Origin of the sequence: Methylobacterium sp. 285MFTsu5.1 (assembly GCF_000383455.1) — a bacterium.
Taxonomy (GTDB): domain Bacteria; phylum Pseudomonadota; class Alphaproteobacteria; order Rhizobiales; family Beijerinckiaceae; genus Methylobacterium.
Genome location: NZ_KB911274.1, coordinates 232,962 through 259,550 on the forward strand (window position 1 = coordinate 232,962; position 26,589 = coordinate 259,550).

At 72.6% G+C, this 26,589-nt stretch carries 27 protein-coding genes; 20 read left to right on the plus strand and 7 right to left on the minus strand.

Going from position 1 to position 26,589, the window contains the following annotated elements:
* Window positions 1–147 precede the first annotated feature (147 nt).
* From cobS to cobT, 3 genes are read left to right on the plus strand one after another with little or no spacing between them, the layout of a single operon-like run.
* On the plus strand, window positions 148–1,131 hold the full coding sequence (gene cobS / locus H288_RS0111235) for a cobaltochelatase subunit CobS (RefSeq protein WP_012320633.1): 984 nt from the start codon (window positions 148–150) through the stop codon (window positions 1,129–1,131).
* 5 nt (window positions 1,132–1,136) lie between these two features.
* Window positions 1,137–1,643 (plus strand): DUF29 domain-containing protein, encoded by a 507-nt coding sequence (locus H288_RS0111240; RefSeq protein ID WP_020092685.1) that lies wholly within the window; start codon window positions 1,137–1,139, stop codon window positions 1,641–1,643.
* Window positions 1,644–1,648: 5 nt separating this feature from the next.
* Entirely contained in the window at window positions 1,649–3,553 is a 1,905-nt protein-coding gene (cobT, locus tag H288_RS0111245; RefSeq protein WP_020092686.1) for a cobaltochelatase subunit CobT, read from the plus strand.
* Between the two features lie 349 nt (window positions 3,554–3,902).
* Here the strand turns inward: cobT and rpmB are convergent, their stop codons facing one another.
* Window positions 3,903–4,205: a 50S ribosomal protein L28 gene (rpmB, locus tag H288_RS0111250; protein WP_012320636.1), complete on the minus strand. Its 303-nt coding sequence runs from the start codon at window positions 4,203–4,205 to the stop codon at window positions 3,903–3,905.
* 354 nt (window positions 4,206–4,559) lie between these two features.
* On the opposite strand from rpmB, the gene H288_RS0111255 reads away from it, so the two are divergent.
* The 8 genes from H288_RS0111255 to H288_RS0111290 all read left to right on the plus strand — a co-directional run bounded on the left by H288_RS0111255 (window position 4,560) and on the right by H288_RS0111290 (window position 12,960).
* On the plus strand, window positions 4,560–5,501 hold the full coding sequence (locus H288_RS0111255) for a DUF3108 domain-containing protein (protein WP_234081223.1): 942 nt from the start codon (window positions 4,560–4,562) through the stop codon (window positions 5,499–5,501).
* A gap of 81 nt (window positions 5,502–5,582) precedes the next feature.
* Entirely contained in the window at window positions 5,583–5,873 is a 291-nt protein-coding gene (locus tag H288_RS0111260; protein WP_020092689.1) for a DUF1330 domain-containing protein, read from the plus strand.
* A gap of 157 nt (window positions 5,874–6,030) precedes the next feature.
* Window positions 6,031–6,345, plus strand: coding sequence for a hypothetical protein (locus H288_RS0111265; RefSeq protein ID WP_020092690.1), 315 nt, complete (start codon window positions 6,031–6,033; stop codon window positions 6,343–6,345).
* A 212-nt stretch (window positions 6,346–6,557) separates the two neighbouring features.
* Window positions 6,558–9,785, plus strand: a complete 3,228-nt coding sequence (locus H288_RS0111270; RefSeq protein ID WP_020092691.1) for a helicase-related protein — start codon at window positions 6,558–6,560, stop codon at window positions 9,783–9,785.
* Between the two features lie 10 nt (window positions 9,786–9,795).
* The gene (locus H288_RS0111275) at window positions 9,796–10,104 is read left to right on the plus strand and encodes an RNA-binding S4 domain-containing protein (protein ID WP_020092692.1); all 309 of its coding nucleotides are present in this window, start codon (window positions 9,796–9,798) and stop codon (window positions 10,102–10,104) included.
* Between the two features lie 217 nt (window positions 10,105–10,321).
* A complete protein-coding gene (gene fdxA / locus H288_RS0111280) occupies window positions 10,322–10,660 on the plus strand; it encodes a ferredoxin FdxA (protein ID WP_020092693.1) in 339 nt (112 codons plus the stop codon).
* A gap of 503 nt (window positions 10,661–11,163) precedes the next feature.
* A complete protein-coding gene (locus tag H288_RS0111285; RefSeq protein ID WP_020092694.1) occupies window positions 11,164–11,769 on the plus strand; it encodes a CarD family transcriptional regulator in 606 nt (201 codons plus the stop codon).
* Between the two features lie 315 nt (window positions 11,770–12,084).
* Window positions 12,085–12,960, plus strand: a complete 876-nt coding sequence (locus tag H288_RS0111290) for an RNA polymerase factor sigma-32 (protein WP_012320644.1) — start codon at window positions 12,085–12,087, stop codon at window positions 12,958–12,960.
* Window positions 12,961–13,112: 152 nt separating this feature from the next.
* Here the strand turns inward: H288_RS0111290 and H288_RS0111295 are convergent, their stop codons facing one another.
* The 3 genes from H288_RS0111295 to H288_RS0111305 all read right to left on the minus strand — a co-directional run bounded on the left by H288_RS0111295 (window position 13,113) and on the right by H288_RS0111305 (window position 15,439).
* Window positions 13,113–14,345, minus strand: coding sequence for an MFS transporter (locus tag H288_RS0111295; RefSeq protein WP_020092696.1), 1,233 nt, complete (start codon window positions 14,343–14,345; stop codon window positions 13,113–13,115).
* 114 nt (window positions 14,346–14,459) lie between these two features.
* Entirely contained in the window at window positions 14,460–14,852 is a 393-nt protein-coding gene (locus tag H288_RS0111300) for a tautomerase family protein (protein ID WP_020092697.1), read from the minus strand.
* Between the two features lie 26 nt (window positions 14,853–14,878).
* Complete coding sequence (locus tag H288_RS0111305) at window positions 14,879–15,439, minus strand: DUF4865 family protein (protein WP_020092698.1); 561 nt, start codon at window positions 15,437–15,439, stop codon at window positions 14,879–14,881.
* Window positions 15,440–15,526: 87 nt separating this feature from the next.
* Between H288_RS0111305 and H288_RS0111310 the strand changes: the two genes are divergently transcribed.
* The gene (locus H288_RS0111310) at window positions 15,527–16,405 is read left to right on the plus strand and encodes a LysR family transcriptional regulator (protein ID WP_020092699.1); all 879 of its coding nucleotides are present in this window, start codon (window positions 15,527–15,529) and stop codon (window positions 16,403–16,405) included.
* 22 nt (window positions 16,406–16,427) lie between these two features.
* Here the strand turns inward: H288_RS0111310 and secB are convergent, their stop codons facing one another.
* Window positions 16,428–16,928 carry a protein-export chaperone SecB gene (gene secB / locus H288_RS0111315; RefSeq protein WP_026604852.1) on the minus strand — a complete coding sequence of 167 codons (501 nt, stop codon included), beginning with the start codon at window positions 16,926–16,928 and terminating at the stop codon, window positions 16,428–16,430.
* A gap of 346 nt (window positions 16,929–17,274) precedes the next feature.
* Here secB and H288_RS0111320 point away from each other — a divergent pair, with 346 nt between their 5' ends.
* The 5 genes from H288_RS0111320 (at window position 17,275) to mltG (ending at window position 22,415) form a co-directional block, all read left to right on the plus strand.
* The gene (locus H288_RS0111320) at window positions 17,275–17,988 is read left to right on the plus strand and encodes a Tim44/TimA family putative adaptor protein (protein ID WP_020092701.1); all 714 of its coding nucleotides are present in this window, start codon (window positions 17,275–17,277) and stop codon (window positions 17,986–17,988) included.
* A gap of 32 nt (window positions 17,989–18,020) precedes the next feature.
* The gene (locus H288_RS0111325; RefSeq protein WP_026604853.1) at window positions 18,021–19,205 is read left to right on the plus strand and encodes an MltA domain-containing protein; all 1,185 of its coding nucleotides are present in this window, start codon (window positions 18,021–18,023) and stop codon (window positions 19,203–19,205) included.
* Window positions 19,202–19,834: a Smr/MutS family protein gene (locus tag H288_RS0111330; protein ID WP_020092703.1), complete on the plus strand. Its 633-nt coding sequence runs from the start codon at window positions 19,202–19,204 to the stop codon at window positions 19,832–19,834. Before H288_RS0111325 ends, H288_RS0111330 begins: the two co-directional genes overlap by 4 nt.
* 124 nt (window positions 19,835–19,958) lie before the next feature.
* Entirely contained in the window at window positions 19,959–20,849 is an 891-nt protein-coding gene (gene mutM / locus H288_RS0111335) for a bifunctional DNA-formamidopyrimidine glycosylase/DNA-(apurinic or apyrimidinic site) lyase (RefSeq protein WP_020092704.1), read from the plus strand.
* Between the two features lie 150 nt (window positions 20,850–20,999).
* Window positions 21,000–22,415 (plus strand): endolytic transglycosylase MltG, encoded by a 1,416-nt coding sequence (gene mltG / locus H288_RS0111340; protein ID WP_020092705.1) that lies wholly within the window; start codon window positions 21,000–21,002, stop codon window positions 22,413–22,415.
* Between the two features lie 49 nt (window positions 22,416–22,464).
* Here the strand turns inward: mltG and H288_RS0111345 are convergent, their stop codons facing one another.
* Window positions 22,465–23,100 (minus strand): PAS domain-containing protein, encoded by a 636-nt coding sequence (locus H288_RS0111345; protein ID WP_043712453.1) that lies wholly within the window; start codon window positions 23,098–23,100, stop codon window positions 22,465–22,467.
* 353 nt (window positions 23,101–23,453) lie between these two features.
* Between H288_RS0111345 and H288_RS0111350 the strand changes: the two genes are divergently transcribed.
* Together H288_RS0111350 and gmk are read left to right on the plus strand one after the other, a co-directional pair.
* The gene (locus H288_RS0111350; protein WP_042671436.1) at window positions 23,454–24,311 is read left to right on the plus strand and encodes a YicC/YloC family endoribonuclease; all 858 of its coding nucleotides are present in this window, start codon (window positions 23,454–23,456) and stop codon (window positions 24,309–24,311) included.
* A gap of 64 nt (window positions 24,312–24,375) precedes the next feature.
* Entirely contained in the window at window positions 24,376–25,038 is a 663-nt protein-coding gene (gene gmk / locus H288_RS0111355; protein WP_020092708.1) for a guanylate kinase, read from the plus strand.
* Between the two features lie 109 nt (window positions 25,039–25,147).
* On the opposite strand, the gene H288_RS0111360 is transcribed toward gmk, so the two are convergent.
* Window positions 25,148–25,594, minus strand: a complete 447-nt coding sequence (locus H288_RS0111360) for a DMT family transporter (RefSeq protein ID WP_020092709.1) — start codon at window positions 25,592–25,594, stop codon at window positions 25,148–25,150.
* 100 nt (window positions 25,595–25,694) lie between these two features.
* On the opposite strand from H288_RS0111360, the gene H288_RS0111365 reads away from it, so the two are divergent.
* Window positions 25,695–26,588, plus strand: a complete 894-nt coding sequence (locus tag H288_RS0111365; protein WP_020092710.1) for a LysR family transcriptional regulator — start codon at window positions 25,695–25,697, stop codon at window positions 26,586–26,588.
* The last annotated feature ends 1 nt before the right edge of the window (window position 26,589 follow it).

A 26,589-nucleotide genomic window follows, 5' to 3' on the forward strand; every position in this document is an offset into this window, starting at 1 on the left:
TATATGGGATCCATGCCGGTCGGTGGCGCGCGAGCGCGCCGCCGTCTAAGGATGGCTCCGCCCCGCCGCGGAGGCCCGGCTCGACGTCCTTCCGCGCGGATGCTTCACTGTTTGGGAGTGGAGCGCCCGCGCCTCACGAGGTTCCGAATGCTCTCTGACGCTACGCCCGCCGCGCTGCCCGACCGCACCGTCTCCGTCCGCGATGTCTTCGGCATCGACCTCGACCTCAAGGTGCCGGCCTTCGCCGAGCCTGAGGAGCACGTGCCGGATGTCGACCCGGACTACATCTTCGACCGGGAGACGACGCTCGCGATCCTGGCCGGCTTCGCCCGCAACCGCCGCGTGATGGTCACCGGCTATCACGGCACCGGCAAGTCGACCCATATCGAGCAGGTCGCCGCCCGGCTGAACTGGCCGTGCATCCGGATCAACCTCGACAGCCACGTCTCGCGCATCGACCTCGTCGGCAAGGACGCCATCGTCCTGCAGGACGGCAAGCAGGTCACCGCCTTCCAGGACGGGATCCTGCCCTGGGCGCTGCAGAACAACGTCGCGCTCGTGTTCGACGAGTACGACGCCGGCCGCCCGGACGTGATGTTCGTGATCCAGCGCGTGCTGGAGCTCTCGGGCCGGCTGACGCTCCTCGACCAGAAGCGCGTGATCCGCCCGCACCCGGCCTTCCGGCTGTTCGCCACCGCCAACACGGTGGGCCTCGGCGACACGTCGGGCCTCTATCACGGCACGCAGCAGATCAATCAGGGCCAGATGGACCGCTGGTCGATCGTCACCACGCTGAACTACCTGCCGCACGACCGCGAGGTCGACATCGTGCTCTCGAAGGCGACGCATTACCGGGGCGACCAGGGCCGCGACATCGTCAACCGGATGGTGCGCGTGGCGGATCTCACCCGCAACGCCTTCATGAACGGCGACCTCTCCACCGTCATGAGCCCGCGCACGGTGATCACCTGGGCCGAGAACGCCGACATCTTCAAGGATATCGGCTTCGCCTTCCGGGTGACGTTCCTCAACAAGTGCGACGAGCTGGAGCGGACGCTGGTGGCCGAGTTCTACCAGCGCGCCTTCGGCAAGGAGCTGCCCGAGAGCGCGGTGAACGTCGCGCTGAGCTGACCCGCATGGAGGACGCGATGGCGCATCCGGCCCCGACGCGCGAGGACGCCCCGGCGACTGCGCACGCGCGGGGACGGACCCGCCACGCGGACGATCTCTACACCTGGGTTCAGGAGCAGGTGGCGCTGCTCCGCGCCGGCCGGGTGGACGCGCTCGACCTCGACAACATCGCCGAGGAGCTGAGCGACGTGGGTTCGGAGCAGTACGATAAGCTCGAGAGCGCGATCGAGGTGCTTCTCGCCCACGCCCTCAAATGGGATCACCAGCCCGAGCGGCGCAGCCGAAGCGGGTCGCTGACGATTGCGGAACAGCGCGTGCGGATCGACAGGCAGGTGCGCAAAAATCCAGGTCTCAAGCCGCGCATCGCCGAAGCCGCCAGCGAAGGCTACCGGGTCGGTCGGATCCGAGCCGCTCGCGAGATGAAGCGATCGCCCGAAACCCTGCCCGCGGACTGTCCCTACAGCTGGGACGAGATCCTGAACCGCCCCTTCGCGTTCGAGGACGACCGGTAGCGCTGATGTCCATCTCCAACCGCAAGCCCGGCGAGCGCCGCGAACCCGTGGCCGAGCCCCTGAAGCGCTCGGTGGCCGGGTGCTTGCGCGCCATCGCCCGGCGCTCCGAGGTCGAGGTCACCTACGCGACCGACCGGCCGGCGCTCACCGGCGACAAGGCCCGCCTCCCTGAGCCCCCGCGCAAGCTCTCGGCGCAGGACGTCGCGGTGCTGCGCGGCAACGCCGACGCCATGGCGCTGCGGCTGGGCTGCCACGACGTGGCCGTCCACCGCCGTCTCGCCCCCGAGAACGCACCCGCGCGCGCCGTGTACGACGCGGTCGAGCAGGCCCGGGTCGAGGCGATCGGGTCGCGCCGGATGGCGGGCGTGGCCAGCAACATCTCGGCGATGCTGGAGGACCGCTACCATCGCGGCGGCAAGTACGAGTCCATCACCGACCGGGCCGACGCTCCGATGGAGGATGCCGTCGCCCTGATGGTGCGCGAGCGCCTGACCGGCCAGAAGCCGCCCGAGGCCGCGACCAAGATCGTCGAGCTGTGGCGCGAGCATATCGAGGCCAAGGCCGGCCCGAACCTCGACGGGCTGCTCGGCTCGATCGAGGATCAGCGCAAGTTCGCCCGCTCGGTGCGCGACCTCCTCACCTCCCTCGACATGTCGGACGAGACGCCGTTCGACGCGGAGGACGACGAGAACGACGACGAGAACGACGCCCAGGACGACGAGCAGAACCCCAGCGAGGGCGATTCGGAGGAGAAGAGCCAGGGCGAGCGCGCCGAGATCGAGACCTCCGAGGAGGCCTCCGACGAGATCGAGGAGGGCGCCCAGGAATCCGCCGACGCACCGTCTGGTGAGTTGCCCGAGGAGGCCGAGGACGCGGAGTCGGAGGAGGCCTCGGAGGCCTCGCGCCCGCCGCAGCGGCAGGGCAACGAGGCGCGCGGGCCCGAGTACAAAGTGTTCAATCCGCGGTTCGACGAGGTCATCCACGCCGAGGAGCTGTGCGACGCCGACGAGCTGTCGCGCCTGCGCTCCTACCTCGACAAGCAGCTCTCGCACCTGCAGGGTGTGGTCGGCCGCCTCGCCAACCGGCTCCAGCGCCGCCTCCTCGCCCAGCAGAACCGCGCCTGGGAGTTCGACCTAGAGGAGGGGCAGCTCGACCCGGCGCGGCTCGTGCGCGTGGTCATCGACCCGTACCAGCCGCTCTCCTTCAAGCAGGAGAAGGACACCAATTTCCGCGACACGGTGGTCACGCTGCTCCTCGACAATTCGGGCTCGATGCGCGGCCGGCCGATCACCGTGGCGGCGACCTGCGCCGATATCCTGGCGCGGACACTGGAGCGCTGCGGCGTGAAGGTGGAGATCCTGGGCTTCACCACCCGCGCCTGGAAGGGCGGCCAGAGCCGCGAGGCGTGGCTCGCCGCCGGCAAGCCGCCGAATCCCGGCCGCCTGAACGACCTGCGCCACATCGTCTACAAGTCGGCCGACGCGCCCTGGCGGCGCGCGCGGAAGAACCTCGGGCTGATGATGCGCGAGGGGCTGCTCAAGGAGAACATCGACGGCGAGGCCCTGGACTGGGCGCACAAGCGCCTGCTCGGACGGCCGGAGCAGCGCAAGATCCTGATGGTGATCTCCGACGGCGCGCCGGTGGACGATTCGACCCTGTCGGTGAATGCCGGCAACTACCTGGAGCGGCACCTGCGCTGGATGATCGAGGAGATCGAGACGCGCTCGCCGGTGGAACTGCTGGCCATCGGCATCGGCCACGACGTGACCCGGTACTATCGCCGCGCCGTGACGATCATCGACGCCGAGGAGCTCGGCGGGGCGATGACCGAGAAGCTCGCCGAGCTGTTCGAGGAGGACGGCGCGGCGCCGACGGGGCGGATGCTGCGCGCAGCGGGCGGGCGGCGGTAATCACGCCGCGCGCTGCCGCGCGCAACAGACGATCCGCGTCGAGGAAGCTGGCAGATCCGAACCTCGACACGGTTCATGTTCGCAACTTGGACGGCGAAGCCCCCTCCGTCATCACGAGCGCAGCGAAGTGACCTAGGGCGGCGCGGGGCTTGTCCACGTGGCGCCGCCTGGATTGCTTCGCTCCGCTCGCAACGACGGCGCAGGGGCATCGGCCGGACATTGACGGCAGCCTGCGGCCGAGCTCTGGATTGCTTGAAGTGGCATGCCAGCCGCAAACAAGCGGAAACCGCCGCGGCCTCGACGGCCACGGCGGTTCAAACCGTCCGATAGGGGCGTGAAGCCCGACGACTCAGGCCGCGGCGGCCGGGGTCTCGGCGAGCTTCTTATGGATCTCGCGCTTCAGGAGGCGGGCAGTCTGCGACAGGTCACCCTCGCCGGCCTTGATCAGGAAGGCGTCGAGGCCGCCGCGGTGCTCCACCGAGCGCAGGGCGTGCGCCGTGACACGCAGGCGGACGCGCTTGCCCAGCGCGTCGGACTGGAGGGTGACGTTGCACAGGTTCGGCAGGAACCGGCACTTGGTCTTGCGGTTCGAGTGGCTCACGAGGTGGCCGACCTGAACGGCCTTGCCGGTGAGTTCGCAGCGGCGCGCCATGATAAAAAACGATCCCGTCTCGTTCCGCCCGGTGAAGACCCGATCGCGGCCGGCGCGATCATCGTCGCAGCGGGCGGCGCCCATTGCGTGTTCCAGGTCCGGCGGAGTCCTGTTGAAGGCGCGAGCCTATAGGCGACGAAGGCGCGGTGCGTCAAGGTGCCGGCGGGGTTCAGCATCGCGCCGGACGACCAACGGTCTGTTAACCACGATGCCGGGATATAGCCTTCTTCCACCTGCAGGAAGGCGCCTCTCCCCGCTCCGTGCGTCGCAGAGGACGTCGGCGAGCGGGTGTGTTCGAGAGGGTGCGTTCGAGCGAGTGTCTTGGCCCGCCCGCCCTGGGATGCGATCCGGATCATGAGCGCCACGCCAATCCGTCGAATGATCAAGCCGTCGAAGAAGCACGCTGCCGGGCGCCTCGCGGGCAGCCTCCTCGCGGTCGCGGTCCTCGCGGCCCCGACCGATGCCGGCGCGCGGACGTCGCGGGCCAAGCGGGCCGCGCCCGCCGCCGCGACCGTGGCGGTGGATTACGGTATCAACCTCGCCGGTCTCCCGATCGGCACGGCCCGCCTGGCCGGCTCCTTCGACCGCGACCGCTACATGATGGACGTGTCGGCCGTGCTCACCGGCCTCGTCGGCGCGATCACCGGCGGCAAGGGCTCCGCCCGGGCCTCGGGAAGCTTCTCGGCCGCGCCGCAGCCCGGCGCCTTCGCCATCGCGACCCAGACGGCGAGTTCCGGCATCGCGGTGCGCATGGCCCTGGCGCGCGGCAACGTCGTCCAGGCCGAGATCACGCCGCCGCTCGTCGACATGCAGGACCGCGTGCCGGTCACCCCGGCCAACAAGCGCGGCATCATCGACCCGGTGAGCGCGCTGCTGATGCCGACCCAGGGGCGCGGCGAGCCCCTCGACCCGGAGAACTGCAACCGGACCCTGCCGGTCTTCGACGGCGCCACCCGCTTCAACGTGGTGCTGAGCTACGCCGAGACCCGCCCGGTGCAGAAGCCCGGCTATGCGGGGCAAGTCCTCGTATGCAACGCCCGCTACCAGGCGGTCGCCGGCCACCGGCCGGACCGGCCGGGCGTCAAGTTCATGGAGGAGAACCGCGAGATGTCGGTCTGGCTCGCCCCCGTCGAGGGGACGCGCGTCCTGATCCCGCTGCGCATCTCGGTGCTCACCACGATCGGCACCAACATCATCGAGGCCACACGCTGGAGCCAGAGCGGCACGCCGACGACCACCGGCACGGCCGGCGCCGCCGGCAACAGTGTCGCGCAGGCGAGCCTGTCCGGGCAGTAGCGGCGCGTCAGGGAGCGTTTGACCGGCGGCCGGTTTCCCGGCACCTCGGCGCGGCGCGGCAGCCGCGCGGGGAGGTCAGCAGTGCCCAAGGGCTACATCATCGTCCGGATGACGGTCACCGACCCGGACACCTACAAGGACTACGCCGCCATGGCCTCCGAGGCGATGCGCAAGTACGGCTGCAAGCCGCTGGTGCGCGGCGGCCGCTGCGAGGCGCTGGAGGGCGAGGGCCGTCCGCGCAACGTCGTGCTGGAATTCGAGTCCTACGAGGCGGCGCGCACCTACTACTTCTCGCCCGAGTACCAGGCTGCCGTAGCCAAGCGCCGGCCCGCGGGCATCGGCGAGGTGGTGCTCGTCGAGGGCGTCGACTGATCGACGTACCGGTCGCAGCCGGGCTCGACGCGGCCCGCGCCATCGGCGCGTGCTGCGAGATGACCCAGGGAGGCGCCGGGCCGGTGGGAACCCTCGCGGCGGGGACCGCGGCCGCGCGGGTGGAGGGAATCTTCACGTTCCCGGCGATAATGCCCGGATGTGCTCGCCTGCCCTCCGAATCGCCCTCGCCCTCGCCCTGGCCGCGCTCGCGGGGCCGGCCGCGGCGCAGTCCCTCAGTGCCGGGTCCGCCGATCCAGGGTGCGGCGGTGACGCCTTCTCGTCGGCCGAGGTCGTCGAGAACAGGCCGCCCCGCCGCGGCCCCCTCGTCGCGACCCCCGACACGCTCTGCGCCGACCTCGCGCCGCAGCCGGGCACGCCGACGACGCAGATCGACGTCTACCCGATGATCACGCCGCAGATTGGACCTGGCGGCGGCGGCATCCCATATGGGGGAGGACCGTACCGGCCCTAGCGTCCCTGACGCGGTCGGCCGGTCGAACCCGCCTCCCCGCCCGCGCCGCGACGGCGCCGCGACGGCCTTCCCGCTCGAAGGAACCGCCGACCATCGACGCGCTGCTCCGCCCCACGCCCAGCCGCTCGCTGTCCCGCGAGGCCCGCGCCCGCGGCGTCACCGCGGTCCTCGGGCCGACCAACACCGGCAAGACGCATCTCGCCATCGAGCGGATGCTCGCCCACCCGACCGGCATGATCGGGCTGCCCCTGCGGCTGCTCGCCCGCGAGGTCTACCTGCGCGTCGTCGCGAAGGTCGGCCCCGAGAAGGTCGCCCTCGTCACGGGCGAGGAGAAGATCAAGCCGGACCGTCCGCGCTACTGGATCTGCACCATCGAGGCGATGCCGCGTGACCTCGACGTGGCGTACGTCGCCATCGACGAGATCCAGCTCGCCGCCGACATGGATCGCGGCCACGTCTTCACCGACCGCCTGCTCTACGTCCGCGGCCGGGAGGAGACCCTGCTGATCGGCTCCTCGACCATGCTGCCGCTGGTCCAGGACCTGATTCCGAACGTTCACACCACGACCCGGCCGCGGCTCTCGCAGCTCACCTTCGCGGGGGAGAAGCGGCTGTCGCGCCTGCCCCGGCGCACCGCCATCGTGGCGTTCTCGGCCGAGGAGGTCTACGCGATCGCCGAGCTGATCCGCCGCCAGCGCGGGGGCGCCGCGGTGGTGCTGGGCGCCCTGTCGCCGCGGACCCGCAACGCCCAGGTCGAGATGTACCAGGCGGGGGACGTCGACTACCTCGTGGCCACCGACGCGGTCGGGATGGGCCTCAACCTCGACGTCGATCACGTCGCGTTCGCGGCCAACTGGAAGTACGACGGCACCCGCTTCCGCAAGCTCACCCCCGCCGAGATGGGCCAGATCGCGGGGCGCGCCGGCCGCCACCTCGCGGACGGTACCTTCGGCTCGACCGGACGCTGCCCGCCCTTCGAGGCCGAGCTGGTGGAGCGGCTGGAGAGCCACGACTTCGATCCCCTGCGCATCCTGCAGTGGCGCAATCCGGATCTCAGCTTCGGCAGCCTGGAGGGCCTGCAGGCGAGCCTCGACGAGCACCCGCGCGAATCGGGCCTGACGCGCGCGCCCATGGGGGAGGACCAGCAGGCCCTCGAGATCCTCATGAAGGAGGACGACATCCGCGACATGGCGCGGAGCGCCGCTACGGTGCGCCGCCTGTGGGACGTCTGCGGCGTGCCGGATTACCGCAAGGTCCACCCGCAGGTGCACGCCGACCTCGTGGCGCAGCTCTACCGATTCCTCATGAAGGGCATGGCGGGCCGCATCCCCGACACGTGGTTCGCCGAGCAGGTCGCGATGATCGACCGGACCGACGGCGACATCGACACGCTGTCCCGCCGGATTGCCCAGGGACGCACCTGGACCTTCGTGGCGAACCGTCCCGACTGGCTGCGCGACCCAGAACATTGGCAGGGCGAGACGCGTCGGGTAGAGGACAGGCTGTCCGACGCCCTGCACGAACGCCTCGCGAGCCGCTTCGTCGACCGGCGCACAAGCGTCCTGATGCGGCGCCTGAGAGAGAACACGATGCTCGAAGCCCAGATCACCGCCGACGGTGACGTCACCGTCGAGGGTCAGCATGTCGGCCACCTTCACGGATTTCTGTTCGTTCCCGATGCCAGCGCCGAGGGGCACGAGGCCAAAACCCTGAGGAGCGCCGCCGAGAAGGCGCTCGCCGGGGAGATCGAGTCCCGGGCCGAGCGGTTTTCGGCAACGGCCGATTCGACCCTCGTGCTCTCGCACGACGGCACGATCCGCTGGACCGGCGCGCCCGTCGCCAAGCTCACCCCCGGCGAGAAGCTGTTCGCCCCGCAGATCCGTCTGCTGGCGGACGACAGCCTGACCGGCGCGCATCGCGAGAAGGTCGAGGCGCGCCTCGAAGCGTGGTTGAAGGCCTACATCGTGCGGCTGCTCGGGCCGCTGATGGAGATCGAGACCGCGGCAGACCTGACTGGCCTCGCCAAGGGAATCGGCTACCAAGTCGTCGAGGCGCTCGGCGTGCTGGAGCGCTCGAAGGTGGCGCACGAGATGCGCAGCCTCGACCAGGAGGGCCGCGGCGCCCTGCGCCGCCACGGCGTCCGGTTCGGCGCCTACCACATCTTCCTGCCGGCGCTGCTGAAGCCGGCGCCCCGCACGCTCGCGGCTCAGCTCTGGGCCCTGCGCAACGGCGGCCTCGACCAGCGCGGCCTCGACGAGATCGCGCATCTCGCCGGCTCCGGCCGCACCTCGATCAAGGTCGACCGCGAGATCGCCAAGGGCCTCTACCGCGCGGCCGGCTTCCGGGTCAGCGGCGAGCGGGCGGTGCGGGTCGACATCCTGGAGCGGCTCGCCGACCTTATCCGCCCGGCGATCGCCTACCGGCCCGGTACCACCCCGGGCGCCCCGCCGGACGGCACCGCCGACGGCGACGGCTTCGTGGCCACCGTCGGCATGACCTCGCTGGTCGGATGCTCGGGCGAGGATTTCGCCTCGATCCTGAAGTCGCTCGGCTACAATTCCGAGGCGCGCCCCGGCCCGGCCATCACGGTGCCGCTCGTCCCCGCTGCCGCCACCGCGCCGGCGGCGCCGACCGCCGCCGAGGCTTCCTCCGAGGAGGCTGTCGCCGCGCAGGCTGATGCCGCCGAGCCGGTCGGCGACGAGGCCCCGGCCGCCGAGGGTGTCGAGACCACCGCCGATCACGCTGACGCGGCCGAGGAAGCCCCGGCCGCCCTCGAGGCGGAGCCCGCCGAGGGCGAGACTGCGGACGAGTCGGCCGGCACGCCGGTCGACGCGGCCACCGAGGCGCCCGCGACCGAGACATCTGCGACCGAGTCGCCCCACGCCGAGGCGGAGCAGCCGGCCGAGGCGGACGCCGCGCCGGCGGCCGAACCCATCGCCGAGGAGACCGCGCCCGACGCGGCCGCCGAGGTGGAGCCCGACGCGGCCGAGTCGGCCGAGACGGCCGAGGCCGTTGGTGCCGAGGGCGAGGGCGCAGCCGAGATCCCGCAGATCGAGGTCTGGCGCCTGCAGCGCCACCAGCGCCCGGCCCACCAGCGCCCGCAGAACCGTCCCCGCGGGGCTGGTCGGGGGCGCGACGGCGGCCAGCAGGGCCAGCATTCGGGACAGGGGCGTCCCGACGGTGGCCGGCCGGAGCAGCGCCGGGCCGAGGGCGACGGTGGCCCGCGCCCCGGCCGGGACCGCGGCCCGCGCCGCGACCGCTTCGAGGGCGGCCGTCCGGAACGCCGCGACGACCAGCGCGGCGCCGAGCAGCGCCATTCCGGCCCGCGGCCCGACCAGCGGCCGCCGCGGCGCGAGCGGGCGCCCGATCCGGACTCGCCCTTCGCCAAGCTCGCGGCCCTGAAGGCGCAGCTCGAGGCCGGCGACGGCGGGAAGCGCTGATCCGCGGCGGATGCGCGAGGACCGGCAGCGCCTCGACAAGTGGCTGTGGTTCGCGCGCTTCGCGCGGACCCGGTCGCTCGCGGCGCGGCTGGCCTCCGACGGCTTCGTGCGGGTGAACGGCAGCCGGGCCGAGAACCCCGCGAAGGCCATCGGCATCGGTGACGTGGTCACGGTGGCGGCGCCCCACGCGACCCTGGCCGTGCGGGTCCTCGGTCTCGGCCTGCGCCGCGGCCCGGCGTCGGAGGCGCGGCTCCTCTACGACGACCTGTCGGGCGGCACCCTGTCGGTCGAGGACGGTCCGGACGGGCCGTCCGAGTGATGAGGTCGCGCCACAGCGGCCGCGCGAGCGACCCGACGCGAACCCTTGCGGCGCCCGCACGCTTGTCAGTCCGGGAGGCAGCGTCTAGAGCCGTGGGCCTCCGAGATCCGTCCCCGTGTCGGGTCTCACCGGCGTTCCCCTCGCAGCACCCTCCGGGCGCGCGGGCCGTCTCCAGGCTCCGCCCGGGCCAAGTCGAGTTTTAGGACGAAGACATCCGATGACCTACGTCGTCACCGACAATTGCATCAAGTGCAAGTACACGGACTGCGTCGAGGTCTGTCCGGTGGACTGCTTCTACGAAGGCGAGAACATGCTCGTCATCCATCCGGACGAGTGCATCGATTGCGGCGTCTGCGAGCCGGAATGCCCCGCCGAGGCGATCAAGCCCGACACCGAGTCGAATCTCGACACGTGGCTGAAGCTGAACGCCGACTACGCCAAGTCCTGGCCCAACATCACGCAGAAGAAGGAAGCGCCGGCCGACGCCAAGGATTGGGACGGCAAGAGCGGGAAGCTCGAGGCGCATTTCTCGCCCAACCCCGGCTCGGGCGACTGACCCCGCGCCGGCCCCGCAGGTTCTGACGCCGGCCCGCGGCCCGCTTCCCAGATTGCGGGAAGATCTGTCGGGCCCCTGCCGCCGCTGAACCCCGCGGCGGGGCTGCGTCATACGAGGGCCTGATACGCGGCCAGGTCATTCCTGTCCCGCCGCACCAGTGTAAAACTCTTTGGCGCCGCGCTTGGTCCGCGCGTGCGTCTTCAGGGATGCTTTGATCTGCGCGCCGGATTGTGGTAGACAATCCGCCTGCCGTCGCTCGCGCCTGACGTGCTCCCTCCGGCTGAAACGCCTTCGCTTTTCGTGGGTTAGGAGTAGTACGCGCTCGACCGCTGGAGGCGACTTCGGCGGGCGGGCTAGGCGTTCGCACGGCCGCGCCGGGGAACGCCCGGATTCGTGCGCTCGGCGCCGGGTCCGGGAGCGGCGAGGCAGACCGGGTGTCCCGCCCGGAAGAACACGGTTTCGCGCGGCGCCGAACGCTGCGCGCCAGTGGAGGCCCTTCTCGCATGACCACAGCCAAGAAGACGACGACCGCAGGCCGGCAGGGCTTCAAGACCGGCGAGGCTGTCGTGTATCCGGCCCACGGCGTCGGTCGCATCACCGCGATCGAGGAGCAGGAGATCGCCGGCTACAAGCTTGAGCTGTTCGTCGTATCGTTCGAGAAGGACAAGATGGTCCTGCGCGTCCCCACCGCGAAGGCCAACAGCGTGGGCATGCGCAAGCTCGCCGAGCCGGAACTGGTCAAGAAGGCGCTCGACCTGCTGACCGGCCGCGCCCGGATCAAGCGCACCATGTGGTCGCGCCGCGCGCAGGAATACGAGGCCAAGATCAACTCGGGCGACCTGCTCGCCGTCACCGAGGTCGTGCGCGACCTCTTCCGGTCCGAGGCTCAGCCGGAGCAGTCCTACTCCGAGCGCCAGCTCTACGAAGCTGCCCTGGACCGGATCGTGCGCGAGATCTCGTCGGTGAACCGCATCACCGAGACCGAGGCCCTGAAGCTGATCGAGCAGAGCCTCGCCAAGTCGCCCCGTAGGGCGAAGAACGAGGCGGAGCCCGAGGCCGAGGCCGACGGTGACAGCGAGGGCGACGACATTCAGGAGGAGGCCGCCTGAGGCGCGCTTCCCCCCCGCGGACGACATCGAACCCGGCCCCTTTGGCCGGGTTTTTTGTGCCCGGACCGTTCCGACCCGGCGCGCCGGCCCGGTCGTTTCGGGACATCCGGGCTGGACGGCGCGCGGCCGGATCCCATCTGATCGGAACGGAACACGATTTCGTGGCCGCCCGGTTGTCGCATTGTGGGGCATCGGGACGGAACTTTCGCGTTTTGCCTTCCGTTGTCGGTTGCCTGGCGTCGCCTCTCGGTGGCGCCTGCGCGTCGGGCTATCGGCTCGACGCCGCAACAGCACTCGACAACAAGAGGCAGGCGGATGGCTGAGATCGCGGGAATTCGACGGCAGTTCATACGGACTGCCATGGAGGCACCCTTCCTGGCCCGGGAAGAAGAGCGCGGCCTCGCCGTCCGCTGGAAGGACGAGCGCGACGAGCGGGCCCTCCACCGTCTGATCTCCGCCCATATGCGCCTCGTCATCGCCCTGGCGGGGCGTTTTCGTCACTACGGCCTGCCCATGGCCGACCTCGTCCAGGAAGGGCATGTCGGCCTGATGGAGGCCGCCGCCCGGTTCGAGCCCGAGCGGGACGTCCGCTTCTCGACCTACGCGACGTGGTGGATCCGCGCGTCGATCCAGGATTACATCCTGCGCAACTGGTCGATCGTGCGCGGCGGCACGTCCTCCGCGCAGAAGGCCCTGTTCTTCAACCTGCGGCGGCTGCGCGCCCGGCTGATGCAATCCACCGAGGAGCATGTCGGCGACGAGATCCACCGCCGCATCGCCAGCGCCATCGGCGTGTCGCGGGACGACGTCGCCCTGATGGACGCGCGCCTCTCCGGTCCCGACATGTCGCTCAACGCCCCGGTGGGCGAGGACAGCGACGCCTCGTCGGAGCGGATGGACTTCCTCGTCGACGGCGCCGACCTGCCGGACGAGACCGTGAGCGCCACGGTCGACGGCGAGCGTCGGTTGAGCTGGCTCCAGCAGGCCCTGACCGTGCTGTCGGAGCGCGAGCTGCGCATCCTGCGCGAGCGCCGCCTCGCCGAGGATCAGGCAACCCTGGAGGCCCTGGGCCAGCGGCTCGGCATCTCCAAGGAGCGCGTCCGCCAGATCGAGAACCGGGCCCTGGAGAAGCTGCGCCGCGCCCTGGCCGACCGCTTCCCCGCCGCGACCGGCAGCCCGCATATCGGCTGAGCCCACGCGGTAGCGACACCGACGCGAAGCCCGGCCCCGAGGCCGGGTTTTCGCGTTTCAGAGGGCCCCGCGTCCGGCGGCACCGCAACGCGCGGGGGCGCCCCGATCCGGTCCTATAGCGGGTCGACGCGGGCTTCGGTCGCGCGGCCGGTTCAGGCTCCCTGAGCGGCGGTGCTGCGCCGCTCCCGCCGGCGGCTGCGCCGGCCGGGCTCGGGCGTCGCGTCGAGCCAGATCACCAGCGCGAGGGCGATGAGCGCCGGCAGGCCGAGAGCCAGGAAGGCGCCGGTCCAGCCGAACATCCCGTAGGACAGGCCGCCGTACCAGCCCGACAGGGCGCCGCCGACGCCCTGCACGGCGTTGACGCTGCCGATGGCCGTCTGGGTCCGGCCGGATCCCCAGGTCAGGTCGGCGACGATGACCGGCACCGCCACCCCGACGATGCCGGAGGCGACGCCGTCCAGCACCTCGGCGGCGATCAGCCAGACCGGATCGTCGATGAGGCCGGACAGCAGCGCCCGCACCGGCAGGACCGCGAAGGCGACCATCAGCAGTTGGCGGCGGCCGCGCTTGTCGGCGAGCGATCCGGCGAACAGCGCCACCGGGACCATCACCAGCTGGGCCACCATGACGTAGCGGGCCGTCCAGGTTGTGGCGTCGGCCGCGGTCGCGACCAGCTTCTGGCCGAGCAGCGAGAGCATGCCGCCGTTCCCGAGATTGAACAGGGTCAGCGCCACGGTCAGCACCAGCAGGCGACGGTTCCCCAGGACCTGGCGGAGGCCGCTGCGCTCCGGCTCGTCCGAGTCGTCCTCCTTCCAGCCGACGGCGCGGCGGCGGCTCCACGCCTTGGCCGGCATCGTCGCCGTCGCGGCGATCGCCGCCAGCGCCATGCCGCCGAGCACCCAGAAGGCGATCGCCGGGCCGAAATAGCCGGTGCCGAGGCTGATGGCGCCCGCCGCGATCAGGATACCGACGTGATTGAAGGCCTGGTTGCGCCCCTGCTGCGCGGGGAACCGGTCCTTGCCGACGATACCCAGAGTCAGCGCCGCGACGGCCGGCAGCAGCAGGGTGCCGCCGGCCGCCGCGAACAGCTGCGCGCACAGCACCGCCGGGAAGCTGCGGGCCGGCAGGAGCAGCAGCGTTCCCACCAGGATCGCCCCGCAGGCCAGCGCGATCAGCAGGCGCGGGCGCGGGAACCGATCGACCAGGGCACCGAACGGTCCGCTCAGGAACAGCGTGCCGATGCCGACCAGCGTGATGACGAACCCGACCCGCGCGGGGCTCCACGAGGCCGATTCTGCCAGCCAGGTCCCGAGAAAGGGTCCGAGGCCGCCCTGGATGTCCCCGATGAACAGGTTGATCAGGGCGAGGTTTGCGGTGGGGGCCATGCGATCCTGGAGCCGTTTCGGGCCCCGGACCTGTACTCCCCCCCCGGAACGGTCAAGCCCGGATCGCCGCCATCATCGCCGCACCGCTCCCGCGGCGGACTCGCTGCACCGGCCTCACGGCTCCCGCGGGCCGTACTGCATCAGCCCCTCCCCGAATGACCAGTTCTCCGGGTTGACCTCGACGAGGTTGATGAAGACGTCCCCCGGCGCCACGCCGGGATCGCGGGCGAGGTTGCGGGTCACGGCGGCGTAGAGGGCGCGCTTCTGCGCGGTGCCGCGCGTCGCGTTGGCGGTGATCTGGACGATCACGAGGCGGTCGCTGCGCCGGATCCCGAGATAGTCGGGACCGTAGACGAAGTCCGACGCGTCGTGCTGGTGCACCAGGGCGAACAGGTCGCCCTCCGGCACCGCGAAGGTCTCGCGCATGGCGTCGTAGACACCCGCGACGAGAGCGGCCCGGTAGGTCTCGGTCGTCCCGGCACGCAGGGAGATGCGGGTCAGAGGCATGGTCTGGCTCCTCGATGAGTGGGAAATCAGCGGCCGCGCGCCGCGGCGAGGCCCGGCGCGGCGAGATGGGCGATCGCGGTTCCGGACAGTCCGGCGGCCGCCTCGGCACGGAGGGTGAAGCGGGTGAGGCGCCATCCGTCGGGATCGAGCCCGGCCACGGTGGCGAGGACGTCGCGCCCGGCCGCGATGTCGCGCCCGCGTCCCCGCTCGTCGTCGCGCAGGGCGGCGAGATCCTCCGCGGGCCCGACGAGACGCGTCTCCTCCGAGAGGGCGCCCGCCGCGTCCCCCGGCCCGAACGCGGCTGCGACCGCCAGCCACGTCTCGATGCGCGGCCGGCCGAAGCTCGCGATCACGGCGCCGAACCCAGCCCCGGCCAGGAACGCGGCGGCGGCGCCGGCATCCTGCCAGAGATAGAGAGAGCTGTAGGCGTTGGCGGCGGCCCCGCGCGCCCGGTCCTCGACCGTGAAGGCCTTGAAGACGAGGCCGGGCACCGCGTCCCAGGCCGGCGCGCGGGCGGCGACGCGCGCGCGGATCCTGTCCATGGCGTAGTCGGCCGGCAGACGATGGCGGTAGCGGGTGATCAGCATGGGGCACTCCCGAAGAGGCCCGCAGGCTTGCACGCCGCCTCGATAACGGGGACATATCGGCGCTGATATCTACGATAAGAGTGCGTTATGGTCGCCGATCGTCCCCTCGACCTCGAAGGCGTCCTGGCCTTCGTGCGCGTGGTCGATCTCGGCAGCTTCACCCGTGCCGCCGAGGCGCTCGCCACGTCGCAGGCGGCGATCAGCCTGCGGCTGAAGCGGCTCGAGGACCGGCTCGGCACGCGCCTCCTGGACCGGACCCCGCGGCACGTGGACCTGACGCGCCAGGGCGCCCTGTTCCTGCCGGCCGCTCGGCGCCTCCTGGACGCCCATGACAGCGCCGTGGCCGACGCGGCGACGGCGCAGCCCGCCCGGCTCAGCCTCGGGATCAGCGACCACGTCGCCGGCCCCGATCTGCCGGTGCTGCTGCGGCGCCTGGGCCTGGATCGGGCCGGGCTGATCACGGAGGTGCGGATCGTCCCGTCGCGCGATCTCGCGGCCGCGTTCGGATCCTCCGGCGAGGGCGGCTACGACGCGGTGATCTTCCGGACGGAAGACGAGGCCGGCCACGGCGGCGCGGTCCTGGCGGAGGAGCGGCTGGGCTGGTTCGCCGCACCGGATTTCCCGGCGCCCCGGCCGGGCGAGACGCTGCGGCTGGCGGGACTCGCGGGCCCCTGCACGGTCCGGGGCGCGGCGACGCGGGTTCTCGACGCGGCCGGGCTCCCCTGGACCGAGGTCTTCGTCGGCGGCGGCGTGCTGGCGGTGGGGGCGGCCGTGATGGCGGGGCTGGCGGTGGCGGCCCTGGCGCCGAGCACGGCACCGGCCGGCGCCGTGGAGGTCGGCGGCCGGTTCGGGCTACCCGAACTGCCGCGCACCTTCGTGGTCCTGCGCGCCCGCCGCCTGGCCGGGCGCCCCGCCGAGGCGCTGCGCGCCCTGGCGGCGGCGTATCGCGGTCCCGGCGGCCGCTGAGCGGCCGCCGGCTCGTCCTGCCTCAGGAGGCGAGCGGGCCCTGGGCGCCCTGCTGCTCCATCACCTTCTGCCGGTAGAGGCCGACGAAATCGATCGGGTCGATGTACAGGGGCGGGAAGCCGCCGTTGCGCACCGCCTCGGCCACGATCTGGCGGGCGAAGGGGAAGAGCAGGCGCGGGCACTCGATCATCACCGCCGGATGGATCTGGTCGGCCGGGATGTTGAGGAGCCGGAAAACGCCGGCATAGGTCACCTCGAAGGCGAACAGCACCTCGTTCTGGATCTTGGCGTCGCCCTCGAGCTTCAACTCGACCTCGAAATCGGTCTCCGAGAGCTGCTGCGCGTTGACGTTCACCTGGATGTTGATCTGCGGCCCCTGGCCCTCCTTGGGCTGGAGCGAGCGCGGTGCGTTCGGATTCTCGAAGGACAGGTCCTTCGTGTACTGCGCCAGGGCGTTGATGGTCGGCGCATCGCCCTGCGGCATGCCGCCGCCGTTGCCGTTCGCTGCCGGGGAATCGGCCATGCGGATCATCCTTCTCGATCGACCGGCAGGGCCGGCGCGGGTTGTTGTCGCGGCGGGAGCGGCTGGATCACGCCGCGGAACTGCCCAAACGGCAGGGCCGCTAACACGCGGGCCGGGCCTGGACAAGCGAGCGGGCGCGGCGCTGGCGCCGGCGGCCCCCACGACCCATATCGACCGGATCGCAATTGACGCGTGGGTTCGATCGTCCGGCCGACACAACCGGCTCGCTCCCGACGCGTTGGTCGGATATGAGTCGGCCAGACCTCTGCGCGCTTAGCCGGCGCCGCACCGCGCGCGACCTGAGCAAGGGGCACAGGGTCTCGCCGCGGCCACCATCGGATCGGTGATGCAGGACAGTTTCGACGTTACGACGATCATCTTCCTCGCGCTGGCCGTCTTCGTGATCTGGCGTCTGCGCTCGGTGCTCGGTCAGAAGACGGGGGCCGAGCGCTCGCCGTTCAAACCGGTCGACCGCAGCCGGACTGAGCCCCAGGCGCGCTCCGACGGCGACAACGTCGTTCGCCTGCCCGGCGCCGACCGGGTCCAGGCCGCGCCGCAGCCCGCCGCCGCCCCGCGGGACTGGCGCGGGATCGCCGAGCCGGGATCCGAGGTCGCGCGCGGCCTGGAGGCCTGCATCCAGGCGGAGCCAAGCTTCGATCCCCGCGCTTTCATCGAGGGCGCCAAGTCGGCCTACGAAGCCATCATGATCGCCTTCGCCAAGGGTGACCGGAAGACCCTGCGCGGCCTCCTCTCGAAAGAGGTCGGCGAGGCGTTCGAGCGGGCGATCGCCGAGCGCGAGCGCAACCGGCAGACGCTCGAGACCACCTTCGTGTCGATCGACAAGGCCGAGATCGTCGCCGTCGAGGTGCGCAACCGCGTGGCGCACGTCACCGTCCGCTTCCTGTCGAACCTGATCACCGCCACCCGCGACGCCGACGGCAAGGTGGTGGACGGCAGCGCCGAGACGGTGGTCGAGGTGCCGGATGTCTGGACCTTCGCCCGCACGCTTGGCTCGCGGGACCCGAACTGGCAGCTCGTGGCCACCGAGGCCGGCGCCTGAGTCCGTGACCGGCGTTCCGTGACGATCTTGCCGTGCCGATGTCCCGCGCCCGGTCCGGAGCAGTCCCGGCCGCCCTCCTCGCGTCCCTCCTGAGTCATGCCGTGTCCGCCGCGCCGACGGCAGTCGGCGGCGCGGTGCTGACCCCCGTGGCCGCGGCGGACCTGCCGGGCTTCCCCGGCGCGGGGGCTGAGGCGGCGCTCGACGCCTTCCGCCGCGTCTGCGCGGCCCCGCCGCCCGCCCTGCCCCAGCCCGACGGCGTCGCGGGAGATCCGGCCGCCCTCGCCGAGGCCTGCGCGGCCGCCGCCGGCCCCGTGCCCGACGCCGCCGCCTTCTTCCGCGAGCGGTTCGAGGCGTTCCGCGTCGCGCGGCCCGGCGCGGACCGGCCCGGCTTCCTGACCGGCTATTTCGAGCCGGAACTCACCGGCTCCCTGGAGCCCGGCCCGGATTTCCCGACGCCGGTCCTGGCCCGCCCCGATGACCTGATCTCCCTCGGCCCCGGCGAGACCCGCCCGGGGCTCGACCCGGGCCTGCGCGCCGCCCGCGCCACCGCGGACGGCTTCGCCCCCTACCCCGACCGCGCCGCGATCGACGACGGCGCCCTGGGCGCGCGGGCGAAGCCGATCCTGTGGCTGCGCGACGCGGTCGACCTGCTGGTCCTGCAGGTCCAGGGTTCCGGGCGCGTCCGGCTGCCGGACGGGCGCGCGGTGCGGGTGCTCTACGACGGCCGCAACGGCCGCCCCTACACGGCGGTGGCCAAGCTGATCGTCCAAGAGGGCCACCTGCCCCTGGAGGGCCTGACGCTCGCCCGCTGGACCGGCTGGCTGCGCGCCCATCCCGAGACCGCCAAGCGCCTGATCCGCGCCAACGCCTCCTACATCTTCTTCCGCCTCGCTCCGGTCGCGGATCCGGCCCTCGGGCCACCGGGCGCCGCGAACGCCCCCCTCAACCCGGGCCGCAGCCTGGCGGTGGATTCGACCCTCTGGCGGTACGGCCTGCCGTTCTGGCTCGCCGGCCCCCTCCCCGGCGCGACACCAGGTGAGGCCGGGCGCCTCGTCATCGCCGCCGATACCGGCTCGGCGATCGTCGGCCCCGCCCGCGGCGACCTCTTCGTCGGTACCGGTGCGGAGGCCGGCGTGGCCGCCGGCAACCTCCGCGACGCGATCGGCTTCGTGGTCCTGCTGCCGCGCCGCGCGGCGGTGCCCGGAGCCGCGCCGTGAGGGCCCCGCGCCGCGGGCGCCGCCTCACCGCGGGAGAGACCCGCCTCTGGGACGCGATCGCCAAGCTGGTCACGCCGCTGCCGGGCCGCGCCGCCCCGGTGCCCGAGACACCTCCGCCGCCGGGCCCGACCGCCACCATGCCGGCCCTCTCGGCGCCGATCCTGAAGCCCAGCGCGCCGCCGGCCGCCAAGAGGCCGCGGGCGAAGCACCCGCCGAAGCCGGCCTCGGAGCCGGCGCGCCCGGCCACCGCCGCTCCCTACCAGGCGCCGCCCCAGCGGCACGCGCCGAGTGCCGGGCTGGAGCGGAACGCCAAGCTCGGCCTGCGCCGGGGGCGGCTCGCGATCGAGGCGCGGATCGACCTGCACGGGATGGTGCAGGCCGAGGCCCACGCCGCGCTGACGGGCTTCCTGCTCCGCGCCCGGGCCGCTGGGCATTCCTACGTGCTGGTCGTCACCGGCAAGGGCGGCCCGGGCCACGCGGACGCCTTCTCCGAGCGGGGCGTCCTCCGCCGCAGCGTGCCGCACTGGCTGCGGGGGCCGGATCTGCGCGGCATCGTCCTCGGCTTCGAGGAGGCCGCCCGCCACCATGGCGGCGGCGGCGCCCTCTACGTCCGCCTGCGCCGCCGCTAGGACGGGCCTCGGCGCGGGACGCGCGGCAAACCGCGCCGGTTCCCCGCGGTTGCGGCCCGGACCGATCCCGCCGATATCCGGATCCGGCGCACGGGGCGCCGCGGACGCAGAAATCGCGAGAGAGATGCCGGAGCTTCCCGAGGTCGAGACCGTGCGGCGGGGATTGGCGCCCGCCCTGGTCGGCGCGCGGTTCAGCCGCGTCACCCTGCGCCGGCCCAACCTGCGCTTCCCGTTCCCCGAGCGCTTCGCCGCCCGCCTCGAGGGGCGGACCGTCACGAGCCTCGCGCGCCGGGCGAAGTACCTCACCGCCGCCCTCGACTCGGGCGAGACGCTGGTCATGCATCTCGGCATGAGCGGGCGGTTCGACGTGGCTCTGCCCGACGGCAGCAACCTGTCGCCGGGAGACTTCTACCTCGAAGGCGCCCAGGGCACGCCCCGGCACGACCACGTGGTCATGGCGATGAGCACCGGCGCCACGGTGACCTACAACGACGCCCGCCGCTTCGGCTTCATGGATCTGGTCCCGAGCGCGGAGCTCGCGGCCTGCCGCCACTTCGCCCGGATGGGCGTGGAGCCCCTCGACGGGCTGACCGGGGCTGTGATCGCGCAGCTCTTCCGCCACAAGATCGCGCCGCTGAAGGCCGCCCTGCTCGACCAGCGCCTGATCGCGGGCCTTGGCAACATCTACGTGTGCGAGGCGCTGCACCGGGCGCGCCTGCATCCGGAAGCGCCGGCCGGGAGCCTCGCCCGGCCGGACGGGCGCCCGACGCCCAAGGCCAACGCCCTGGCCAAGGCGATCGTGCAGGTCCTCGAGGAGGCCGTGAAGGCCGGCGGCTCGACCCTGCGCGACTACGCCCACACGGACGGCAGCGCGGGCGCGTTCCAGCACGCCTTCCGGGTCTACGACCGGGTCGGCCTGCCCTGCAGCCGGCCCGGATGCGCCGGCGCGATCACCCGCATCGTGCAGGCGAACCGCTCGACCTTCTACTGCGCCACCTGCCAGCCTCCAGGCTGAGCGCGCCGATCGGCGCCTATCGCGCCGCGGAACGGCAATTTCGCCACAAACCCGACTAGGGTTACGCCCCTCGACGTGCGCACCCGGTTGCGGGCAGCCGATCCCGGCCCGCGACGCGTGACGGGTCGCGCGGGCCCAGACAGGATCCCGATGTTCTTCCGCCGCTCAAAGACGCCCGCGCCCGAGACCGCCGCGCAGGATCCGACGGACGAGCCCGCCCTGCCGCAGCGGCTGTCGCCGCGCTCGCCCGGCGAGGCGATCAAGCCGACCGTCGCGCCCCCGCCGCCGGAGAAGCCCGAGCGCGAGCGGAGCGGCCTCGTGGGCCTGATCAGCGGCGCCCTGACCTTCGCGGTCGTCATCGCCATCGCGGCGATGATCGGGATCACGCTGTTCCAGCGGCAGGTGCGCGAGCCGGGCCCGCTCGCGGCCGACAAGGTCGTGGTCATCCCGACCCACAGCGGAACGGCCGAGATCGCCGAGACCCTGAAGCGCGAGGGCGTGATCGACCATACCGGCCTGTTCGAGTTCGCCGCCCGCTTCGGCGGCCGGCCGGCGCTGCGGGCCGGCGAGTACGTCTTCAAGGCGCACGCGAGCATCTCCGACGCGCTCGACACGATCGCCACGGGCCGGCAGGTCCAGCACGCCATCACCTTCCCGGAGGGCCTGACCTCCGAGCAGATCGTCACCCGCCTCAACGACAACGACGTGCTCGCTGGCGAGATCAACGAGATCCCCCCGGAAGGCTCGCTCCTGCCGGACACCTACAAGTTCGAGCGCGGCGCCACCCGGCAGCAGATCGTCAACCTGATGAAGGCCAAGCAGCGCGAGGTCCTGAACCAGATCTGGCTGCGGCGCAGCGCCGACGTGCCGGTGCGGACCCCGGCCGAGATGGTGACCCTCGCCTCCATCGTCGAGAAGGAGACCGGCCGCGCCGACGAGCGGCCCCGGGTGGCCGGCGTCTTCATCAACCGCCTCAACAAGCGGATGAAGCTGCAATCCGATCCCACGATCGTCTACGGGCTCGTGGGCGGGCGCGGCACCCTCGGCCGCGGGATCCTGCGCTCCGAGATCGACCGGCCGACCCCCTACAACACCTACGTGATCGAGGGCCTGCCGCCGGGGCCGATCGCCAATCCCGGCCGCGCCGCCCTGGAGGCAGTGGCCAACCCCTCCCGGACCAAGGACCTGTACTTCGTCGCGGACGGCACCGGCGGCCACGCCTTCGCCGATTCCCTCGAGGCGCACCAGCGCAACGTCGCCCGCTGGCGGGCGGTCGAGAAGAGCCGGCAGGCGCCGCCGGACGCCGTCGACAAGGTCGAGCCGGGCCCGGACTCGACCACGCCGGGCCGCGCCTCGGCCTACGCGCCGGGCGGCGCCCCCGCGGGCAACGGGATCAACACCAACGCGGCCTTCGCCCTGGATACCGGCACACCGGGCACGCGCGCCTTCGACGCGTCCGAGGGCACCCGCCTCGATCCCCTCAAGAACCGCAGCTACGATCTGGGCTCGCCCAAGACGGTCCCGACCCTGAGCGAGCCGGCACCGGCGCCGCGCGGCCGCCGCTAGGCAGCGGCGCCGGTCCGCGCCGCCGGCTTCGGCGCCGTCGGGGCCGCCCTCAATGCGCCCGCGGGTTCCGCGGGCGCCGCGGCGCCTCTGGCGGCTCGCCCGACAGCGAGGCCGCGATCTGCCGTCCCAGCTCGTAGAGCAGCGCCTCGAGCAGCGGCTGCACCCGCGTCGCCTCCCCGGGCCCAAGATCGCCGACCAGCTCCCACAGGCGCATCGCGTAATCGGCCATCCGCTCGACGGCGGTCCCCGGCTCGGTCGGAGCCCCGAGAAAACCGACCGGCGGCTCGTACGGGCCGTCGACCCGGCTGTCGGTGATGTCGATCACGATGCCCCGACCGTAGATGTGCCCGTCCGCGCGGCGCTCGAACCGGCCCCGCGCCAGGACCCAGCGCACGACGCCCGGCGCGGGCACGATGCGGTGCTCCCAGGCGAAGAGACCGCCCTCCTCGCGGACGCGACGGCGCTCGCTCTGGTCCCGGGCGAGGTCCTCCGGGTGGAAGAGCGCGGAGAGCTGCTCCCAGGTGATGCCGTCCGCCGCCTCGGTCTCGGTCAGGCCGAAGATCCGCGCCATCGTCGCGTCCCCGCGCACGCATCCCGTGTGCGGCGCATCCTCCCAGATGCCGACGCCCAGCGCGGACATCCCGAACGGCGTGAGCGCGGTCCTCCCCAATACTGATCGCGGCATGCGCCATCCGAGTTCATGTGCAGACGAGCGGGATTTCGAGCACACCTTCACTGCGGAATGCAACGTCGGCCGCGCGACACGAAAGTGAAAACGTGACCACCGCGACCGCGCGGGCGACGGCGGACGGGGCCCGCGTCGCGGGCGGGCGGCCCTACCGGTCCCAACAGCGTGCCGGGTGCCGCTCGACTGCACGGCGCCGCCCGAGATGGCCGGGCGCGCGGCGCGTCCGACGCGCGCCCGACGCGCCTCGCGACGCGGCGACGGCGGCGACCGGCCTCTTCCCACCGGAGTGATCCGTGCTACAGGCCCCGATCTTCACGGGGACGGGGGTCGGCGTGGCCCAGATCGCGAGCATGACCGGTTTCGCCCGGACGGCGGGCAGTGCCGGACCGGTGCACTGGGCCTGGGAGGTCCGCAGCGTCAACGGGCGCGGCCTCGACGTGCGCACCCGCGTGCCGGCCGGCTATGACGGGCTCGGCGAGACCGCGCGCACCGCGCTCCAGAAGACACTCACCCGCGGGCAGTGCCAGTTGACGCTGACCCTCACCAAGCCGGAGACGACCGCGCGGGTGCGGATCAACGAGACCCTCCTGGCGAGCCTCGCCCAGGCGGTGGCCCGGGTGCCGGTCCCCGAGGGCGTGGCCCCCGCCACGATGGACGGGCTGCTCGGCGTGCGCGGCGTGATCGAGGTCGAGGACGAGGCGGCCGACACCGACACCCTCGCCCGGGACCTGGCCGCGGGCGTGGTCCAGCTGGTCGCGGATCTCGTCGAGGCGCGCCGCGCCGAGGGGCGCCAGCTCGAGCAGGTCGTCACCGCTCAGGTCGACCGGATCGCCGCGCTGACCCAGGCGGCCGAGGAGAACCCGGCCCGCCAGCCCGAGGCCGTGCGGGCACGGCTGGAGGCGGCCGTCGCGGCCCTCGGCGGCAGCGGCCTCGACCCGGACCGCCTGCACCAGGAGGCGATGCTGCTCGCCGGCAAGGCAGATGTCCGCGAGGAGCTGGACCGGCTCCGCGCCCACGTGGCGAGCGCCCGGGACCTGCTGGCGGCCAGTGGCGCGATCGGCCGGCGGCTGGACTTCCTGGCCCAGGAATTCGGCCGCGAGGCCAACACCCTGTGCGCCAAGGCCAACGATATCAGCCTGTCGCGGATCGGACTCGACCTGAAGGCCGTGGTCGAGCAGTTCCGCGAGCAGGTGCAGAACATCGAATGATGCCGGGCACGATGCCGGATCGGGACGTGAGGATACGGATGCGAAACGTCGGGGAGCCACGCGCATGACCGAGCCGGCCGGGAGCGTCTCCGACTCGATCGCGCGGCGCGGGTTGATCCTGATCCTCTCCTCGCCTTCGGGCGCGGGAAAGACCACCCTGACGCGGGCGATCGCGCAGGATCCGAGCTGGGCGCTCGACCTGTCGATCTCGGTGACCACGCGGGGGCGGCGGCCCTCCGAGATCGACGGGCGGCACTACCACTTCATCGAGCGCGAGGCGTTCGACGACCTGCGCGAGCGCGACGACCTGCTCGAATGGGCCGAGGTCCACGGCAACTTCTACGGCACGCCCCGGCGGCCGGTGGAGAAGGTGCTCGGCTCCGGCCGGGACATGATCTTCGACATCGACTACCAGGGCACGCGGCAGGTGCGCTCCAAGCTCGCCCAGGACGTGGTGACGGTCTTCATCCTGCCGCCCAGCATGGCCGAGCTGCGCCAGCGCCTGGAGCGCCGGGCGGAGGATTCCGCCGAGACGATCGAGAAGCGTCTCGCCAACGCCCGGACCGAGATCCAGCGCTGGGTCGAGTACGACTACGTCATCGTCAACGACGATCTGCAGAACGCCTTCCGGGCCCTCCAGGGGATCCTGGCGGCCGAGCGCCTCCGGCGGGCGCGCCGCACCGGCCTCGCCCCCTTCGTCGAGGGCCTGCTGGCCGAGACGCCGTGATCCGGCCCTGGAGCGCTCTCCGCCGAAGTGGATACCGGTCCGGCGCAAGAGAGCGTGTCAAGACAAAGGCTTGGAGCCGTGCTCGGTTGCAGCGCGATCGCGCACGGCTCTAGCGGCGGATCAGCACGACGCCGCCGATCAGGAGCGCGATCCCCAGGAGGCGCGGCAGGTCGACGGGCCGCTGCGCGAGGCCGAGCAGGCCGGCGTGGTCGAACAGCACCGAGGCGACCATCTGGCCCGTGACGAGGAGCGCGAAGAAGGTCGCGGCGCCGAGCTTCGGGACCAGCAGGATCGCGAGGCCGATGAACACCGCGCCGAACAGGCCGCCGCTCCAGGTCCACCACGGGATGCGCTCCGCCACGCCGGCCGTCGGCACCGGGTCGCGCAAGGCGGCGGCGAGGAGCGCCATGCAGGCGAGCCCGACCGCGTAGCTGGAGACGCCGGCCCAGGACGCGGAGTCGAGGCCCGCGCGGAGATTCGCGTTCAGGATCTGCTGCAAGACGAGTCCGGCGCCCGCCAGCACGGCGAGCAGGGCGGAGAGCGCGAAGGCGAGCATTGCGGGACGGGCCTCGGGGTCGGGACGGCGGGCGGCATTGACAACCGTCCCGGCCGATGCCGTCAAATGCCGCGCTGACCCGCGTCCATGCAGTTTCGGCATGATGAACCCCGCACATCTCGACCTCTTCCGCGCCGTGATGCGCCACGGCGGCATGACGCGGGCCGGCGAGGTCCTGGGCATCGGGCAGCCCCATATCAGCCGCGCCATCGCGCAGCTGGAGGCGGCCCTCGGCTTCGCGCTGTTCGTGCGCGGGCACGGCAACGCGTTCCCGACCCCGGAGGGCGAGGCCTTCGCCCAGGAGGTCGCGCAGACCTACGCGGGCCTCGATCACCTGCAGCAGGCCGCGCGCCGGATCCGCGAGCGCGGCACCGGCGGATTGCGCGTCGCCTGCCAGCCCTCCCTGGCCGCCGGATTGCTGCCGCGCGCCATTCGCCGCCTCGACGCGGAATGCCCGGATCTGCGCATCTCGGTCCACGTCCCCAGCCCAGACACGATCTGGTCGTGGACCGCCTCGGGCCAGTGTGACCTCGGCCTCGCCCGGCCGCGCTCCGGCCATGCCGGGGTGAGCGCCGAGCCGTTCCTGCGGGTCGCGGCCGTGTGCGCGCTGCCCCGCGGGCACGCCCTGGTCCGCCGGCGCGTCGTCACGGCGGCGGATCTCGCCGGGGTGCCGCTGATCGCGGCCGGGTCGAGCCCCGTGCAGGCGGCCACCGAGGCGGCCTTCGCGAGCGCCGGCGCGACGCCGCGCTTCGCCCTGATGGCCGAGTACACGGCGGCCCGCTGCGGCCTCGTCGCCGAGGGACTCGGCGCCGCCATCGTCGATCCGGTCCCGGCACGGGCGCTCGGCGGGCTGCCCATCGTGCTGCGGCCGTTCCGGCCCGAGATTCCCATCGAGACGCTGCTGCTCCGGCCGGCGGGCCGGCCACCGGGGCGGCTCGTCGAGCGGCTGATGCTCCATCTGGCGGCGGAGCGGGACGCCCTCGTCGCCGCCTGAG

Bases quoted from the DNA above. Each gene is read 5' to 3' on its own strand.
- cobS (WP_012320633.1), top strand. From the start codon at position 148: ATGCTCTCTGACGCTACGCCCGCCGCGCTGCCCGACCGCACCGTCTCC.
- H288_RS0111240 (WP_020092685.1), top strand. From the start codon at position 1,137: ATGGAGGACGCGATGGCGCATCCGGCCCCGACGCGCGAGGACGCCCCG.
- cobT (WP_020092686.1), top strand. From the start codon at position 1,649: ATGTCCATCTCCAACCGCAAGCCCGGCGAGCGCCGCGAACCCGTGGCC.
- rpmB (WP_012320636.1), bottom strand. From the start codon at position 4,205: ATGGCGCGCCGCTGCGAACTCACCGGCAAGGCCGTTCAGGTCGGCCAC.
- H288_RS0111255 (WP_234081223.1), top strand. From the start codon at position 4,560: ATGAGCGCCACGCCAATCCGTCGAATGATCAAGCCGTCGAAGAAGCAC.
- H288_RS0111265 (WP_020092690.1), top strand. From the start codon at position 6,031: ATGTGCTCGCCTGCCCTCCGAATCGCCCTCGCCCTCGCCCTGGCCGCG.
- H288_RS0111270 (WP_020092691.1), top strand. From the start codon at position 6,558: ATGCTCGCCCACCCGACCGGCATGATCGGGCTGCCCCTGCGGCTGCTC.
- H288_RS0111275 (WP_020092692.1), top strand. From the start codon at position 9,796: ATGCGCGAGGACCGGCAGCGCCTCGACAAGTGGCTGTGGTTCGCGCGC.
- fdxA (WP_020092693.1), top strand. From the start codon at position 10,322: ATGACCTACGTCGTCACCGACAATTGCATCAAGTGCAAGTACACGGAC.
- H288_RS0111285 (WP_020092694.1), top strand. From the start codon at position 11,164: ATGACCACAGCCAAGAAGACGACGACCGCAGGCCGGCAGGGCTTCAAG.
- H288_RS0111290 (WP_012320644.1), top strand. From the start codon at position 12,085: ATGGCTGAGATCGCGGGAATTCGACGGCAGTTCATACGGACTGCCATG.
- H288_RS0111295 (WP_020092696.1), bottom strand. From the start codon at position 14,345: ATGGCCCCCACCGCAAACCTCGCCCTGATCAACCTGTTCATCGGGGAC.
- H288_RS0111300 (WP_020092697.1), bottom strand. From the start codon at position 14,852: ATGCCTCTGACCCGCATCTCCCTGCGTGCCGGGACGACCGAGACCTAC.
- H288_RS0111305 (WP_020092698.1), bottom strand. From the start codon at position 15,439: ATGCTGATCACCCGCTACCGCCATCGTCTGCCGGCCGACTACGCCATG.
- H288_RS0111310 (WP_020092699.1), top strand. From the start codon at position 15,527: ATGGTCGCCGATCGTCCCCTCGACCTCGAAGGCGTCCTGGCCTTCGTG.
- secB (WP_026604852.1), bottom strand. From the start codon at position 16,928: ATGGCCGATTCCCCGGCAGCGAACGGCAACGGCGGCGGCATGCCGCAG.
- H288_RS0111320 (WP_020092701.1), top strand. From the start codon at position 17,275: ATGCAGGACAGTTTCGACGTTACGACGATCATCTTCCTCGCGCTGGCC.
- mutM (WP_020092704.1), top strand. From the start codon at position 19,959: ATGCCGGAGCTTCCCGAGGTCGAGACCGTGCGGCGGGGATTGGCGCCC.
- mltG (WP_020092705.1), top strand. From the start codon at position 21,000: ATGTTCTTCCGCCGCTCAAAGACGCCCGCGCCCGAGACCGCCGCGCAG.
- H288_RS0111345 (WP_043712453.1), bottom strand. From the start codon at position 23,100: ATGCCGCGATCAGTATTGGGGAGGACCGCGCTCACGCCGTTCGGGATG.
- H288_RS0111350 (WP_042671436.1), top strand. From the start codon at position 23,454: ATGACCGGTTTCGCCCGGACGGCGGGCAGTGCCGGACCGGTGCACTGG.
- gmk (WP_020092708.1), top strand. From the start codon at position 24,376: ATGACCGAGCCGGCCGGGAGCGTCTCCGACTCGATCGCGCGGCGCGGG.
- H288_RS0111360 (WP_020092709.1), bottom strand. From the start codon at position 25,594: ATGCTCGCCTTCGCGCTCTCCGCCCTGCTCGCCGTGCTGGCGGGCGCC.
- H288_RS0111365 (WP_020092710.1), top strand. From the start codon at position 25,695: ATGATGAACCCCGCACATCTCGACCTCTTCCGCGCCGTGATGCGCCAC.